Origin of the sequence: Metabacillus bambusae (assembly GCF_017497975.1) — a bacterium.
Lineage (GTDB): Bacteria > Bacillota > Bacilli > Bacillales > Bacillaceae > Metabacillus > Metabacillus bambusae.
In genome coordinates this window covers 122,518-137,251 of record NZ_JAGDEL010000005.1, presented here as the reverse complement: position 1 = coordinate 137,251, position 14,734 = coordinate 122,518, and the positions used below count along the sequence as shown (strand labels likewise).

The window sequence follows — 14,734 nt, the reverse complement described above, 5'->3', positions numbered from 1 at the left end:
CATTCTGGGGGAAATTATGGAGCAATGGTGGAAAAAAGCAGTTTTCTATGAAGTATATATGCCAAGCTTTGCAGATGGGAACAAGGATGGCGTAGGAGATTTTAAAGGGCTCACAGAGAAGCTCGATTACTTTACAGATCTAGGCATCGATTGTTTGTGGTTGACGCCCTTTTACAAGTCTCCCAAAGTTGACAATGGCTATGACATTTCTAACTATTATGAGATTGATCCGGATTATGGAACGATCGTAGACTTTGAACACTTTATTGAACAGGCGCATAACAGAAAGATCAGAGTGATTGCAGACCTTGTGTTAAATCATACGTCGTCAGAACATGAATGGTTTAAGGATGCCATTTCAGATGAAAATCACCCGAAGAGAGATTGGTATATTTGGAGAGATTCGATCGATGGGAAGCCTCCAAATAACTGGGAATCCTTTTTCGGCGGCTCTGCATGGGAATTTGATGAAAAGTCGGGACAATATTATTATCATGCATTTGCTAAAGAGCAAGTGGATCTAAATTGGGCAAATCCAGAAGTGAAGCACGCGATGTTTAAGATGATGGCTTTTTGGTTGAACAAAGGAATCGATGGGTTTCGACTAGATGTGATTAATTTTCTAAAGGTGAATAACACGTTTGAAAATAACCCAATTGATGAAAATAACCATCAAATTCATAAATATGATAAAGATCAAGCTGGAATTCTAGACGTTATTGAAGAGATATCTAGCTTTGTTCATCAGTTTTCAGAAAAGGTTTTAGTAGGAGAGGTAGGGTCTGAGGAAATCGACTTACTAGCGACCTATAGTGGAAAAAACAAATTAGACGTTGTGTTTAACTTTAATCTCGGAAGTATCCCAACCTTTCATGTGGATACCATTTTTGCGCAATTGCAGAAAATGGAAGCTGTTCATAAGGAAGATCAGCTTCCAACCCTGTTTTTCAGTAGTCACGATATGCCGCGTCTTATTTCTCGTTTTGGTGAAGATGGGATCGAAGTAGAACGTGCGAAGCTACTTGCGACACTGATTTTAACGGCAAAAGGTGTACCATTTCTCTATTATGGCGACGAAATAGGTATGCGTGATATAGTTCATCATGACATCTCATTAATGAAGGATATTCAAGGAGTAACGGCATACGAGCTTTCCATTCAAGCTGGAAAAACCATAGAAGAAGCATTAGTCATTGCCAATGAGAAAAGTCGTGATAAATCGAGATCGCCGATGCAATGGGATAACTCAGAATACAATGGGTTTTCAACAGCCAAACCATGGATGTCATTTCCGGAAAAGTGTGAAGGAATCAATGTGAAGCAGCAGTTAGTCCAAAATGCTTCAATTCTTTCTTATTATAAAAGGCTTATAGAATTAAGGAGGGACCATCCTGCATTACACCAAGGAGAGTATCAGTTGCTTGAAAAAAAGGGTGAAATGATCTATTTCATCAAAGTTTCTGAAGATGAACAAGTTATGGTCCTGCTCAATTTTGGGAAAGTAGATGTACCTTTTCCTGAAGAAGCCCATTTAGCAATTGAAATTTTGCAATCGAGTAAACGAGAAAATGTCGATACAACAGTTCAGCCTGGAGAAGCAATTATTATGTATCTGAAAGGAGATAAATTATGAGTAAACTCATTAAAAATGAAGTGAAAACATGTGCGGATTTATTACAGGAATTTCAACTGAAGGATCAGCCGAATCATGCGGAAAAACTTGTGTTTACAGGTGTTGGGGACAAAGACGTCTACAATATTTCAGCTCCGTTTGAAGATGAAGGAGAGATTGTTCTTGCAGGAAGAGTGGAATCGCGAGACAGTGAACATTCTGAAGTCTTTTTCTTTGTCGAGCAAAATGGCGAATGGGTACCGAAAGAAAATGCTCCTGTTTACAAGCTGCAAGATCCGTTTTTTACAAAAATAGCTGGTGAGCTTGTGCTTGGGGGTGTGCAAATATTCCCTCATCCTACACTTGAAAATTCGTTAAGCTGGCGAACGATTTTTATGAAGGGTGAAAAAATTGCGAGTTTAAAAGAATTTGCAAATGGCCCGAATGGTATGAAGGATCTGCGTCTAATTGAACTGAAGGATGGTTCAATTGGGTTGTTAACTCGACCACAAGGAGAAAAGGGTGGTAGAGGAAAGATCGGTTTTAGACGTCTATCTTCTCTAGAGCACTTAACAATCGAAGAAATTGAGAAAACGCCATTGTTGAAAAATCAATTTATAGATGAGGAATGGGGAGGAGCAAATGAAGCTCACCTTTTAGCAAATAGCTTGATCGGTGTATTAGGTCATATTGCCAATTTTGATGAAGAAGGAAATCGTCATTATTACCCAATGGTGTTCGCGATTGATCCAGAGACGGGTGATTATTCAGACATAAAGTTAATTGCCACACGATCAAATTTTCGTCCTGGTCCATCAAAACGCCCTGATTTAGTAGATGTCGTATTTAGTGGCGGCTTAGTCCGTAAACCAGACGGAACAGCTGACTTATATGCAGGTATTAGTGATGCAGACGCTCAAAAAATAAAATTGGAAGACCCATTTTTACAATATGAAAACTAAGGAGTTAATCATGAATATATATCGCTATGAACAAAATCCATTACTTACACCAAACGATGTCCCACCATTTCATGAAGGTTTTGAAGTAATCGGTGCTTTTAATGCTGGAATTGCGAAATTTGAGGACGAAGTGATTATGCTACTACGTGTTGCAGAAAGACCAATTAGTACGGATTCGAATGTAGTAAAAGCACCTGTTTATAATCCATTGACAAATGAGCTAGACATCTATGAATTTCGTAAGGATGATCCTGAGTTTGATCTATCTGATCCTCGCGTTATCAGGGAAACATCAAAGCAAAAATGGTCATATTTAACCTCACTTTCCTATCTGCGCATTGCACGAAGTAAAGATGGTCGCCATTTTACAGTGGATGAAAAACCGTTTGTTTATCCATCAAATAAGCTTGAAACGTTCGGAATTGAAGATCCGCGAATTACCCAAATTGATGAGACGTATTACATCTACTTCAGTGTAGCATCGCCAATGGGAGTAGGTGAATCAATGGTTTCAACCACAGATTTTGAATCGGTAAAGCAGCATGGGATGATTTTTGCACCCGAAAATAAAGATGTTTTAATTTTCCCTGAAAAAATAAATGGGAAATACTATGCACTTCATCGTCCAGTGCCAAATAGTAATGGTTCCCCGGAAATTTGGATTGCAGAATCGGACAACCTATTGTACTGGGGAAACCATCAGCATCTAATTGGGTTAAGAGCTGGAAAATGGGATGACGGTAGAATTGGTGGAGGAGCGGTACCATTTAGGACAGAAAAAGGTTGGTTAGAGCTTTATCATGGAGCAAGCCAGGATCATCGTTATTGCATGGGAGCAGTTTTATTAGATCTGAACGATCCTACAAAAGTCATTGCCCGTTCAGAAATACCATTAGTTGAACCAGACGCTCCTTATGAGAGAGAAGGATTCTTTGGCGGTGTTGTCTTTTCATGTGGAGCCCTTGTAGAAGGTGATGTTGTGAAAATGTATTATGGAGTCGCTGATACATCAATGGCATGTGCTGAACTAAGCCTGCAGGAAATCCTTGATTCATTAACCTACTTATAAGAATAAGAATGCCAAAACTGATGATAGTCGGTTTTGGCATTTGCTTTATTGAGAAAGAGTGTGAAAATAGTCTCTAGGTGAAATAGCTATTTAAACAGTTAATATGGTTCCATATACCATTTGTGGACATTGTCGATCTTAAATAGAAAGGGGGAGAACAGAAATGAGCAAAGGGAATACCATCTATATCATTTCTGGTCCTTGCGGAGTAGGGAAATCTACTGTCTCAAAGGAAATTGCGCGCATGATTAAAAGGAGTGTGTTAATTGAGGGTGATTTACTAAATGCTATGATTGTCGGTGATTCGGAGCTGACTTGGGAAGAGCGTCTAGAAATAAATTGGAGCAACATCCTTTCTATGACTAGGAATGTTGTTCAGCATGACTATCATGTAGTAATTGATTATGTAGTTGAAACAGAGTTAGAATGGTTTTGTCAGCAGGTTTCAGATATGAATGTGCAGATCAAATATGTCGTTTTAAGGGCGAATGAAGCCAAATTAATCGAACGTTTGAATAAAAGAGGAGATCCATTCTTAATTGAACGTTCTTTATTCTTAATCAAAGAATTTGAAGAGTCTAGCTTACATCAGTTGTATCTATTAGATACAACTGATAAACAACCTTTAGAAGTTGCTAAAGAAATAGTTTTGAGTGCCTGTCACCACCCGAATTTTGTCGAAGATTGGTAGGTTGTTAGTTTTAGTAGATATGGTAGAGCTAGGTGTAACTGAATATTGTGAGGGTGGTTGGTTTTCGTGCTTCTTTCGAAGAAACTTTCTAGAAAACAAGAAAACCACCCTACGCCGTCACAAGCAAAAGGGTGTTTCTCGAAAAAGCAACTAATTTTTAACAACCACCACTCTGGCGGTTAGGTTGCAGGGAAAAGTGTTGGTAGCACTTCTCTAAATTATATGTCAATTTTACATGAAAATATTCCGTTGGGGAAGGCATGTTTTGTGTGCTAAGCACCGAAGAATACCAGAAAAAGATTAACCCCAAAATGAAAGCTTTGTTGCTATTAAATCTTCATTCCTGAACGTCTTCAAAACTGATAATTATATCGATTATTCGATATAAATCAATAAACAGTAGTGTAAGTCTAACTCAAGCAAAATCGTAAATTCTTAACGGGATTTTATCCTGTTATATCCTCGTTCCCCATAAGGCTGAAGGTTTTCTAACCACTTATTCTCAAGTTCTACCAATGCTTCCTTCTCGTTAAAATATGGTTCATCCTTCTTTTTGAGCACCTCTAATACTTCAATAGTAAACGCGTCTTTCCCAAATTGGTTCCAATCCTCTTGAAGCTCTTTGTTGTAGCTTCCACCTGTTTCAAGACTGAATTTTACTCCATTTAACGTTTTTAAGTTTTTTGTACTCCCGATAAAGATTTTTTGGTTTTTGGTGTTTTTAATTTGGTAAACACCAGCTTCAATCGTTGTTTCTTCTATATAACGTTGTTTTAATTCCTTTTTACGGTCCATGTTTGTTCTACCTACTTTCTCTTCTTATTTTTTGGCTGTTTTCGCAAACTTTGTTGCTATTAACCAAGTAAAGCGGTGTGGTTGATTGCAGCGAGAGATGCTCGCTTTCCGCGGGGCGGGCGGTGAGCCTCCTCGGCGTAAACGCCTGTGGGGTCTCACCTGTCCCGCTGCTCCCGCAGGAGTCTCGCACTTCCGCTCCAATCAACCTGAATTAGTTTTTGTTTTAAAAGCAACAATCTCTTAGAAAAGAGCCTATTTTTTTAACCAATATTGGCTTCCATCTGATTTTCGATCTAAAAATCCGTATTCTATTAAATATCTTCTGATCATGACATGATCCTCATAAATCGCCTTCAACTGATGATTTAATTCTTGTTCCGTATACATATGATCAGGTTTTAATTGTTTTGTGATTTCCCGAAGGACGACAAGCCTTTGTTTTTCCTTTGGTGGAAATTTGGTCAAGGATTTATTTGTTCCTTCTGTAAAGTATTTGCTGATTATTTTCTCTTGTTCCTCTTGTGTAATGTTATATCTTTCATCCACCATTTTTGCACTTTTATGAACAGGTAAAAATGCTGGTGCATACTGATCCTTTTCCTTTAACAATTCCATCATTGCCAAAAAGGACTTTGCTTGTCGTTCCTTCTCCTTTAAGGCAAAACGGTGATGACGAATTGTAGAGGTGCTTCCCAAGCTTAGCTCCTGTTGGACTTCTTTATCACTCTTTCCCTGATAGAAGAGACGAAGGAGACTTTTTTGGTGGTCGGTAAGTCCGGTAAGTTTTTTATCCATTCCGAGTAAGGATTCAAAGACAGATTGATGGGTCATCTCAATATGAATCCGCATATATCTTTCCGCATCGTAAAACGTATTTTCGTGTGGATAAACAATCCCTTTTTCTACCTTCTCGCCGCATAGCAGGCATAAATAAGAATCATTATCCTGAATATATCCTCGTTTTAGTTCCTCCAAAGAGGCATTCCAAAAAATATTCGAGATCTCCATGTAAAAAACACATCCAATCAAAGTGTATGGCTGTTTTCGCAAACTTTGTTGATATTTACCAAGTATCGGTGTGGTTGATTTCCACTCGAGTTGCTCGCTTTCCGCGGGGCGGGCGGTGAGCCTCCTCGGCGTAAACGCCTGCATGAGTCTCACCTGTCCCGCTGCTCCCGCAGGAGTCTCGCACTTCCGCTCCAATCAACCTGAATTAGTTTTTGTTTTAAAAGCAACAATCTCTTAGAAAAGAGCCAAGTGTATATAAAATTGAACAAACGTTTAATTTGTTTGGTTAATAATAAACATATTAGTGTAAAGTTTGGTGAGTGTCAATGGAATAACAAACGAATGGTGTGAGTGTTTGTAATTGAGTAAACATTATTTGATAAAGTTTGATTTATCCTATATCGCAAACTGAAGTGTATCGTAGGCTATGAAAATTGTTTTACGGAAAATTTTTAAAAAAATTGAATTTACACGCTACTCTTGCCTTTATAAAACCCTATATAGAGGGTGAGGGAGATTTGTGCTGCTAACAACTCAGGTTTTTAGAATCCCATCTAGATTACTATGAACTTTGTTGGTCAAAAGAAGCCTGATTTGTCGTCCAACAGGCTTTCGCTGCACAGAACTACTTACTTTTAGGAGTTTAAAGGAGAGAGTAGACGTGGAAAAGCTAAACTATGAAACAATCCAGAAGTATCAATCATTTGAAAAGATAGAAGAAATGGATCACGCTGTTCGCGGCTTTTTGTATAAGCATAAAGCGGAATTATCTGAAGGGACGATGGCAGTTCTTAACTTTATTTGGAAGCATTCGGTTAAGGTAGTTGGTGTTTCTTTTGCAAAATATGAGTATATTGCTGAGGAAGTAAATGTGAGCAGACGAACGGTTATTCGCGCTGTCAATTCCTTGGAAGAGAGAGGGATTATTAAAAAAGTTCCTACTTCTCGTATGAATGGGAAACAAGGTGTGAACCTTTTGGTGATTCAACATTTTGAGACGATTGATTCCATCATAAATAATAAGTCACCCCAAGATGTCACTCTACCTGACACTGCTAATAAAACAGAGAATAAGCAAAGCTCACTCTGTGAGAAAGAAATAAAACCTACTAACGTAAAGGAAACGCCAAAGCCGTCATCACAGAAATTGGATTCAAGCTATCTTCCTGAGTCCATTTCAAAGCAGTTTGTCGAAGCAACAAAACCCTTCCTAAACACTTTGGAAATTTATAAGCTTTGGCAAAGAGTGTTAATTGTTTATAACAAAATGAAGCTGCAACGATCCTTGAATGATGTCATTGATTGCGTTATTCACGCCTTTAAACAAACAGTGTTTGCTCAAAAACTTGGGAAAATTCACAAGACATTTGAAGTGTATTTTTACGGGACTTTGTATGCTAAATTAATTGTGGAGAAACGACAGGAGAATAAGTATAAGTTAATTGACTTTATAGGGGAGAATGTATGAAGGTATCAGATATATATAGGGAATACAATTCATAATGAACATAAATTTATGCTACATCATCAATGACGTTTTTAATATGCCTTTGTAAATTCAAGAAGAACAGGTAGAATTGATATATACTGATTCCCTCAGGGGGAATACATAGTAAACAAACATACAGGTGTGATTGAATGAAAATCAAAACTTTATTTATAGCTCCATATTCTGCGATGGCACATTTAATCGAAGAGTGCCGGCAGGAGGAACAAAAGCTTGATATCCATATTGAAGTAGGGAATCTTCATGATGCGATTCCATTGGCGAAAGCTGCGGAGAATCGTGGATTTGATGTGATTATTAGTCGAGGTGGAACAGCCAAACTAATTGAAAAAGAAGTAAATATTCCTGTAGTTGATGTTCATGTTTCTGGCTATGATATGCTTCGGGTATTAACGTTAGCGAATGATTTTCCAGGAAGAAAAGCGATTGTTGGCTTTTCAAATATTACTCTTGGAGCGAAGGCGATTACGGACTTGCTAGATATTCCAATTGAGGTACATACAGTTGAGACAGCTCAAGAGGTAGAGACTATTGTGGAACAACTCAAAACAGAGGGCTGTGAGCTTATTATGGGGGATGTCATCACCATAGATGCCGCTTCTAAGCATAATCTTGAGGGGATTCTCATACAGTCGGGGCGTGAAGCAATCTTTGAAGCGTTTCAAAAAGCACGATCAATTTATCGGTTGCACCAAAAGCAGCAAAAGAAAATTACCCTTTTAAAGAACCTTCTTGAGGAATCGGCTTCAGATATGATTGTGATCTCGGTTGAAGGGAAAGTAGTATATCAAAATTGGACGAACTTTGATGGGTGCCCAAGACCAATTGATACCTTAATCGATCTTGTTCAACAAGGACTACTTAGTCATGGCGTAAAAATAGTTGAATCAAGTGAGTTAAAAAAGATTAAACAAAAGGTGAATGAAAAGGTCATAGATGATCAGACTTATTATTTATTCCAATTTTCAGAGTTTAATTATGAAAACCAACAAAAAGGACTGCAGTTACAAGCCGTTTCACAGCAGCCAATGCTGATTGCAAAAAGTAAAAAAATGCAGAGATGTGTGAATGTGATTGAGAGCAACCTTACAAATAATCGGTGGATTCTTGTAGGGGCAAGTGGGTCTGGCAAAATACTCATTTCGCAATACATTCATTATCTAACAAATGGGGGAAATGGACTCTTTGCAAGTTCATCAGCCGAAAATGCGATAAAAATGAATGATATCGATGACCTTGATATCCACACGATCTACATAAATGAGGTGGAAGTTTTATCTCCTCAAAATATCGAAAAGCTTGCAGTATTAATAAAGGATTGGGCGAAGAGAGGAATAACTGTGATCACTGCGATTCAACAGGAAGATCCTGTGTTTCATTCATTGATGTACGATGATGAAGTGATTCGAGTCACAATTCCTTCCTTAAATGAGCGTAAAGAAGATATTAAGCCTTTGACAACTTATTTTATTGCCTCATTACATGGAGAACTTGGCACATCCGCCATAAAAATTAAGAATGAAGCGATGGAGCTACTTGAGCATTATTCATGGCCGGGAAACGTAGCTGAACTAAAAACACTCCTTAAGGATGCTGTATTAGAGGAAAAAGGGTATGTCATTGGAAAAGAATTGATTTCTGAGCTTCTTGGTGAAAAGCATGGAAAAACAGCGTCCTTCGACAATGACTTTTTAACTGGTACATTAGATGAAATTGAGAAGAGGATTATTCTTAAAATCATGGAAGAGGAAAACCAAAATCAAACAAAAGCTGCTGAGCGGTTAGGAATTAATCGTTCAACACTATGGCGCAAGCTGAAACAATAATGTTCAGCTTGTTTTTTTTATGGGAATAATAAAATCCATGTACTGTGGATAAGTGCTTTGACATCTAGCTCCAGCGCCCAGCAACCTCTTTTATACGCTAAGTCAACATCGAATCGCTTACGCTCTTCGTGTTTCCGTTATCTCATACAAAGTGCTCTTTTTTTATATGTCGCTAAAACTGGCTCTTGCGCTTTTGTTCGTAGTAGAGCTATTTACAACAAGAAACATTCATTGCGCATTAGATTTCATTTACTGTTTAAAATTGCAACGTTTTTAATTTAATATGTTGCAATTTTGTTTGTAAGCCATTACAATAACTATTGTAAACGATTACTTAATAGTTTAAGTGTTTAATATTGAAACAATAACTAAAGGAGTGTTATGATTATGAAGATAAAAGCAACGTTAGATCGAATTCCTGGCGGTATGATGGTTGTACCGTTGTTAATTGCAGCAGTGATTAATACATTCTTTCCAGACTTACTGCGAATCGGAAACTTTACACAAAGCTTGTTTGTAGATGGTGCTGGAACGTTAATCTCTCTTTTCCTTTTATGTACAGGAGCACAAATCAATGTAAAATCATTTGGTGTTTCAGTTGGTAAAGGTGCAACTCTTTTAGCAACAAAATGGGCAGTAGGGGCAATCTTTGGATTGGTTGCTTATATGCTTGCAGGAGACAATGGCTTATGGTTAGGCTTAGCACCGATCGCAGTTATTGCAGCAATGACGAACAGTAATGGTGGCTTATTCGTTGCCCTTGTTGGTCAGTATGGAAGCAAAGAAGACCGTGCGGCATATTCACTTTTAGCGCTTAATGATGGTCCTTTCCTAACAATGGTAGCGCTATCGATTTTTGGGGCAATGGGCTTTGTTGATGGGATGTTCTCATTTACATCATTCATTTCTGTTTTACTTCCAATTGTTGTTGGTATGGTGTTAGGTAACCTGGACGAAGACATGCGTACGTTCTTAGACAAAGGAAGCTCGATGTTAATACCGTTCTTTGCTTTTGCGCTTGGTATGGGAATTGACTTTGCAGCAATTCTTGAAGGTGGTTTATCAGGTATTATTCTTGGTATCTTAACAGTATTTGTCACAGGATCTGCAGGTTATTTTGTCTTTAAAGCATTAAAATGGAACCCAATTGTGGGGGCAGCAGAAGGTTCAACAGCCGGGAATGCAGTAGCAACACCAGCTGCGATTGCTGCAGCAAATGCAAGTTTTGCTTCTGTTGTTGATATTGCAACCGTTCAAGTCGCTGCATCTACTGTAACAACAGCGATTCTTCTCCCGATATATGTTGGCTTTTTGGTCAAACGACTAGAGAAAAAAGGCTACAATTTTGAACAAGGAAATTCAGAAAAAGCAAACATCTAAAGGTGTGATCATAATGAAAAATAATATTGGTATTATATCTGATGATTTAACTGGTGCAAATGACTCAGGTGTACAATTAGCGAAAAAGCATCTTTCTTCAACCGTTGTGTTTGACTATAACAAAACAAATGTGACACTAAAACCTGATGTGTTAATTGTTGATACAGACAGCAGGGCAAAACCGGTAAATGAAGCATATGAAGCAGCTTACCAAGCTGCTTCCTTTCTAAAGAAGGAAGGATATCAACATCTTTATAAAAAAGTTGATTCTACTTTAAGAGGGAATATTGCAGCAGAATTATCAGCACTTGAAAAGGTCTATCAACCAGAGGTCATCGTCATAGCACCTGCTTATCCGAAAATGAATCGCAAAACCATAAAGGGTCATCATTACGTAAATGGAGTGTTAATCACTGACACTGAGTTTTCGAAGGATCCAAAAACACCTGTAACAGAGTCCTATATTCCACATTTACTTAAGCAATATCAGGATAGAGGTATTGGGTTAATCGATAAGGATATCTTAACTAAATCAGTAGTAGAAGTGATTCAAACAATTAATACCTTTCTTGAAAAAGGAATTATATGGTTTGTGTGTGATGGTGAAACAGAAGCTGATTTGCAAAAGGTGACCGAAATTTTTTCTGAAATGAACAAACGAACAATCTGGACAGGGTCTGCAGGTTTAATTGAGTATTTACCAGAGTCCTTGCAGCTAAACCCGTCAAATAAAGGAAACAATCTAGATCTAACGATTGATAAAACCTTGGTTGTGTCAGGGAGCTTATCACAAGTAACAAAGCAGCAGCTTGTAAAAGTTGAGGAACTATCGAAATCATTTTTTCTAGAAGTGAATCCGGTAGAACTAGTGAAGCAAACGTTTCATCCTAAAAGCTATGTAGAACAATTAACCCAAAATATTCATCACGATTATTTTGTTCTTTATGTCGAAGCTTCTGAGAAAAACCGTGTTTCTGCAAAGAAAGCAGGAGAAGAGCTTGGCTTAACGGTGACAGAAGTAAGTGAAGCTATTTCACAAGGCTTAGGGAAAATTGCAAAGAGTTTATTACAAGACAATTCCTCCATTCAAGGACTAGTGTTAACAGGTGGAGATACGGCTAAGGCTGTATGCTCTGAGCTTGAAATTTCAGAGATGGAGCTGTATTCAGAGGTTGAACCAGGGCTTCCATTTGGTAGAGTAAGTAGTGAAGAGCAAAGCTATTGGGCAGTCACAAAAGCTGGTGGATTTGGACATGAACAATCATTAGTCAATGTTGTAGAATTTATGGCAAACAAGAGAAGGGTGAGAGCATGAATCAACAAAAACCAATCGTCGGAATCACAATGGGTGACGCTGCAGGTGTTGGCCCGGAAATCATCTTGAAAAGTTTAGCAAAAGAAGAAATGTATGAAATCAGCCGTCCGCTAGTCATCGGTGACAGTAAAATCTTAGAACGAGCGAAATCTTTTGTAAACAGTGAGTTAAAGGTTGAGTCTGTTAATGCTGAAAATTTAGACTATCTAGCCTATGAATACGGAACAGTCTACTGCTTAGATTTAAATCTTTTATCTGAAGAACTGACAGTAGGTCAAGTATCCCCAGAGGCTGGTCATGCAGCATTTAAATATTTAGAAACAGCCATTGAACTAGCAAAGCAACAGAAAATTAGTGCGATCTGTACAGCTCCGTTAAATAAGGAAGCCTTGCACAAAGGTGGTCATAAATATCCGGGTCACACAGAAATCCTTGCTGACCTAACGGGAACACAAGATTTCTCGATGATGCTTTCCGCTCCAAACTTAAAGGTTATTCATGTGACAACACATGTTGGAATTCTTGATGCAGTCAAAATGATTAACCCTGAACGTGTCTATCATGTGATCAAGCTTGCACATGACACACTCCAAAAAGCAGGTATCAACTCACCTAAAATTGCCGTTTGTGGTATTAACCCACATGCAGGTGAAAATGGCTTATTCGGATATGGAGAAGAAGAAGAAAAAGTCATTCCTGGTGTTGAAAAGGCACAAGGTGAAGGAATTGATGTCGTTGGCCCGCTACCAGCTGACACATTATTCTTCCGAACTGTTCGCGGTGACTTTGATATCGTTGTAGCAATGTACCATGATCAAGGACATGGTCCGGTTAAGGTTTTGGGCTTAGATGCAGGTGTAAATATTACAGTCGGTTTACCAATTATCCGTACAAGTGTGGATCACGGTACAGCATTTGATATTGCTGGCAAAGGAATCGCAGATGAGAAGAGCCTAATGGAAGCGATGCGTCAAGCGGTTGAATTGGCACCGAAGAAGTAGTGGTGTCTATCCTACTTTAAAGGATTGAAATAGCCATTGTTAGTAAAGGGAGAAGAGTATAAATACTTTTCTCTCTTTTTTACTATATATAATTTGGTAAAAGAAAGTTATAACCCCTTTTAATAACCTTCAGAAAGTTATGATATACTACCCAAAAAGGAGGGATTTTCCATGATTAGTGAAAAACTAGTAAATGGCTTAATTAAACAGATGAATTATGAATTTTATTCTGCACATGCGTATTTAGGGATGGCTGCCCATTGTTCTGCAGAGAGCTTAGATGGCTTTGCGAACTTTTTTCTTGTACAAGCTGAAGAGGAACGTTTTCATGCGATGAAGTTTTATAACTTTATCAATGATATGGGGGAGCGTGCAGTAGTAGAGGGTTTTCCTGCGCCAAATAATGATTTTGCTTCGATTTTAGATGTATTTGAAAAGGGCTTGAATCATGAGAAAGAGGTTACGCGACGCATTTATGAGCTTGCTGACATTGCTTTAGATGAGCGTGAGCATGCGACAATGACCTTTTTGAATTGGTTTATTGAAGAACAGGTTGAAGAAGAGGCTACTTTTGATGGTCTTATTCAGAAACTGAAGCGAATTGATACCGATAGTAATGCGTTCTTTATGCTTGATAGTGAGCTTGGGAAACGGACGTTTGTTCCTGAGTGAGAGTAGTCGCGTAGGTTTCACCTCTCGGCATTTTGTCGGTGATCGTTAAATCAGAATAAGCGAAATCCATCTACCATCATCAGGTGGTAGGTGGATTTCTGTATAATTTGAATTCATATTTTTACATCTCTTCGACAATCCTCTCAGACACCCAACCTTCTTTCCCAGCATCTGTTTCAACCTTAAGCCATGTGATCCCTTTATCATCCGTTTGTTCCTCGTCAAGGTATGTGACGGTTTCGCCTTCCTTAATGTCAGCGACAATTTTCCCGTTGAGGGATGGGGTTTGGCGGATGTTGCCGCCTTCTGGATATTCTGCTTTTAGTGTCAGCTTTGTTGGACTGACAGATTCTACTGTCGTTTGGATCTTCCCTTGGAGCTGGTCGAGATCAAATCCAAGGGATTTTTGGACCTTTTCTTCTGTTGCCCATGCTTCGAATTTATACCATGTTTTTGAATAGGCTTGGCCCGGGTTATTCATAACCGCCATTGGTAAAAGGATGGCTAGAATCATTGCTGCTACTCTGAAGGTTTTTTTCAGACGTGCTTTGTTTCTTGTTCGTTTTTGGGACAGACCTTCTGTTTTGTCTAATCCTTTTAACAGAAGAGCACAAGTATCCTCTAGTATGTCAATCCAAGCTGGGATCAGGTAGTTGCCTGCATGTCTCCGTTTTGTTAAGAAGCGATTAATCCACACCATCAAAGGATAGGAAAGTAGCTCTATCGCTTTTTTTAGAAGGATGCTTGCCCATTCTATCAGTTTCGGAAGGAGACGTAATAGGATAGGTCTTGACAGAATGATGACCAAATAGGTCACTATTGCTATTCTCAACCATACCGGCAATAATGACAGTGGGACCCAAAGCCAAAATACTTGATTTATAATGGTTTCCACA

General features: G+C 38.5%; 13 protein-coding genes. 10 read left to right on the top strand and 3 right to left on the bottom strand.

Annotated elements, in window-relative coordinates:
- The first annotated feature begins 16 nt into the window (after positions 1-16).
- The 4 genes from I7822_RS09110 (at position 17) to I7822_RS09095 (ending at position 4,334) form a co-directional block, all read left to right on the top strand.
- Positions 17-1,633, top strand: a complete 1,617-nt coding sequence (locus I7822_RS09110) for a glycoside hydrolase family 13 protein (RefSeq protein WP_207977196.1) — start codon at positions 17-19, stop codon at positions 1,631-1,633.
- Positions 1,630-2,574 (top strand): MTP-1 family protein, encoded by a 945-nt coding sequence (locus I7822_RS09105; protein WP_207977194.1) that lies wholly within the window; start codon positions 1,630-1,632, stop codon positions 2,572-2,574. The genes I7822_RS09110 and I7822_RS09105 overlap by 4 nt, the downstream gene beginning before the upstream one ends.
- A 10-nt stretch (positions 2,575-2,584) precedes the next feature.
- Positions 2,585-3,643: a BtaManbiosPhlase gene (locus I7822_RS09100; protein WP_207977192.1), complete on the top strand. Its 1,059-nt coding sequence runs from the start codon at positions 2,585-2,587 to the stop codon at positions 3,641-3,643.
- A gap of 163 nt (positions 3,644-3,806) precedes the next feature.
- Positions 3,807-4,334, top strand: coding sequence for an ATP-binding protein (locus tag I7822_RS09095; RefSeq protein ID WP_207977190.1), 528 nt, complete (start codon positions 3,807-3,809; stop codon positions 4,332-4,334).
- Positions 4,335-4,769: 435 nt separating this feature from the next.
- On the opposite strand, the gene I7822_RS09090 is transcribed toward I7822_RS09095, so the two are convergent.
- Entirely contained in the window at positions 4,770-5,129 is a 360-nt protein-coding gene (locus tag I7822_RS09090) for a GIY-YIG nuclease family protein (protein WP_207977188.1), read from the bottom strand.
- Between the two features lie 252 nt (positions 5,130-5,381).
- Positions 5,382-6,137: a DUF2087 domain-containing protein gene (locus I7822_RS09085; RefSeq protein ID WP_207977528.1), complete on the bottom strand. Its 756-nt coding sequence runs from the start codon at positions 6,135-6,137 to the stop codon at positions 5,382-5,384.
- A 661-nt stretch (positions 6,138-6,798) separates the two neighbouring features.
- Between I7822_RS09085 and I7822_RS09080 the strand changes: the two genes are divergently transcribed.
- The 6 genes from I7822_RS09080 to I7822_RS09055 all read left to right on the top strand — a co-directional run bounded on the left by I7822_RS09080 (position 6,799) and on the right by I7822_RS09055 (position 13,838).
- A complete protein-coding gene (locus tag I7822_RS09080; RefSeq protein WP_207977186.1) occupies positions 6,799-7,605 on the top strand; it encodes a helix-turn-helix domain-containing protein in 807 nt (268 codons plus the stop codon).
- Between the two features lie 170 nt (positions 7,606-7,775).
- A complete protein-coding gene (locus I7822_RS09075; RefSeq protein ID WP_207977184.1) occupies positions 7,776-9,470 on the top strand; it encodes a sigma-54-dependent transcriptional regulator in 1,695 nt (564 codons plus the stop codon).
- A gap of 387 nt (positions 9,471-9,857) precedes the next feature.
- A complete protein-coding gene (locus I7822_RS09070) occupies positions 9,858-10,850 on the top strand; it encodes a 2-keto-3-deoxygluconate permease (protein ID WP_207977182.1) in 993 nt (330 codons plus the stop codon).
- Positions 10,851-10,863: 13 nt separating this feature from the next.
- The gene (locus I7822_RS09065; protein WP_207977180.1) at positions 10,864-12,165 is read left to right on the top strand and encodes a four-carbon acid sugar kinase family protein; all 1,302 of its coding nucleotides are present in this window, start codon (positions 10,864-10,866) and stop codon (positions 12,163-12,165) included.
- The gene (gene pdxA, locus I7822_RS09060; RefSeq protein ID WP_207977178.1) at positions 12,162-13,166 is read left to right on the top strand and encodes a 4-hydroxythreonine-4-phosphate dehydrogenase PdxA; all 1,005 of its coding nucleotides are present in this window, start codon (positions 12,162-12,164) and stop codon (positions 13,164-13,166) included. Before I7822_RS09065 ends, pdxA begins: the two co-directional genes overlap by 4 nt.
- A 171-nt stretch (positions 13,167-13,337) precedes the next feature.
- On the top strand, positions 13,338-13,838 hold the full coding sequence (locus tag I7822_RS09055) for a ferritin (RefSeq protein ID WP_207977176.1): 501 nt from the start codon (positions 13,338-13,340) through the stop codon (positions 13,836-13,838).
- 121 nt (positions 13,839-13,959) lie between these two features.
- Here I7822_RS09055 and I7822_RS30435 read toward each other — a convergent pair whose 3' ends face one another.
- Positions 13,960-14,733, bottom strand: a complete 774-nt coding sequence (locus tag I7822_RS30435; protein WP_207977174.1) for an SH3 domain-containing protein — start codon at positions 14,731-14,733, stop codon at positions 13,960-13,962.
- Between the last annotated feature and the right edge of the window lies 1 nt (position 14,734).

What these genes read in the sequence shown, in the direction of transcription:
- I7822_RS09110 (WP_207977196.1), top strand. Translation starts at nt 17, where the DNA reads ATGGAGCAATGGTGGAAAAAAGCAGTTTTCTATGAAGTATATATGCCA.
- I7822_RS09105 (WP_207977194.1), top strand. Translation starts at nt 1,630, where the DNA reads ATGAGTAAACTCATTAAAAATGAAGTGAAAACATGTGCGGATTTATTA.
- I7822_RS09100 (WP_207977192.1), top strand. Translation starts at nt 2,585, where the DNA reads ATGAATATATATCGCTATGAACAAAATCCATTACTTACACCAAACGAT.
- I7822_RS09095 (WP_207977190.1), top strand. Translation starts at nt 3,807, where the DNA reads ATGAGCAAAGGGAATACCATCTATATCATTTCTGGTCCTTGCGGAGTA.
- I7822_RS09090 (WP_207977188.1), bottom strand. Translation starts at nt 5,129, where the DNA reads ATGGACCGTAAAAAGGAATTAAAACAACGTTATATAGAAGAAACAACG.
- I7822_RS09085 (WP_207977528.1), bottom strand. Translation starts at nt 6,137, where the DNA reads ATGGAGATCTCGAATATTTTTTGGAATGCCTCTTTGGAGGAACTAAAA.
- I7822_RS09075 (WP_207977184.1), top strand. Translation starts at nt 7,776, where the DNA reads ATGAAAATCAAAACTTTATTTATAGCTCCATATTCTGCGATGGCACAT.
- I7822_RS09070 (WP_207977182.1), top strand. Translation starts at nt 9,858, where the DNA reads ATGAAGATAAAAGCAACGTTAGATCGAATTCCTGGCGGTATGATGGTT.
- I7822_RS09065 (WP_207977180.1), top strand. Translation starts at nt 10,864, where the DNA reads ATGAAAAATAATATTGGTATTATATCTGATGATTTAACTGGTGCAAAT.
- pdxA (WP_207977178.1), top strand. Translation starts at nt 12,162, where the DNA reads ATGAATCAACAAAAACCAATCGTCGGAATCACAATGGGTGACGCTGCA.
- I7822_RS09055 (WP_207977176.1), top strand. Translation starts at nt 13,338, where the DNA reads ATGATTAGTGAAAAACTAGTAAATGGCTTAATTAAACAGATGAATTAT.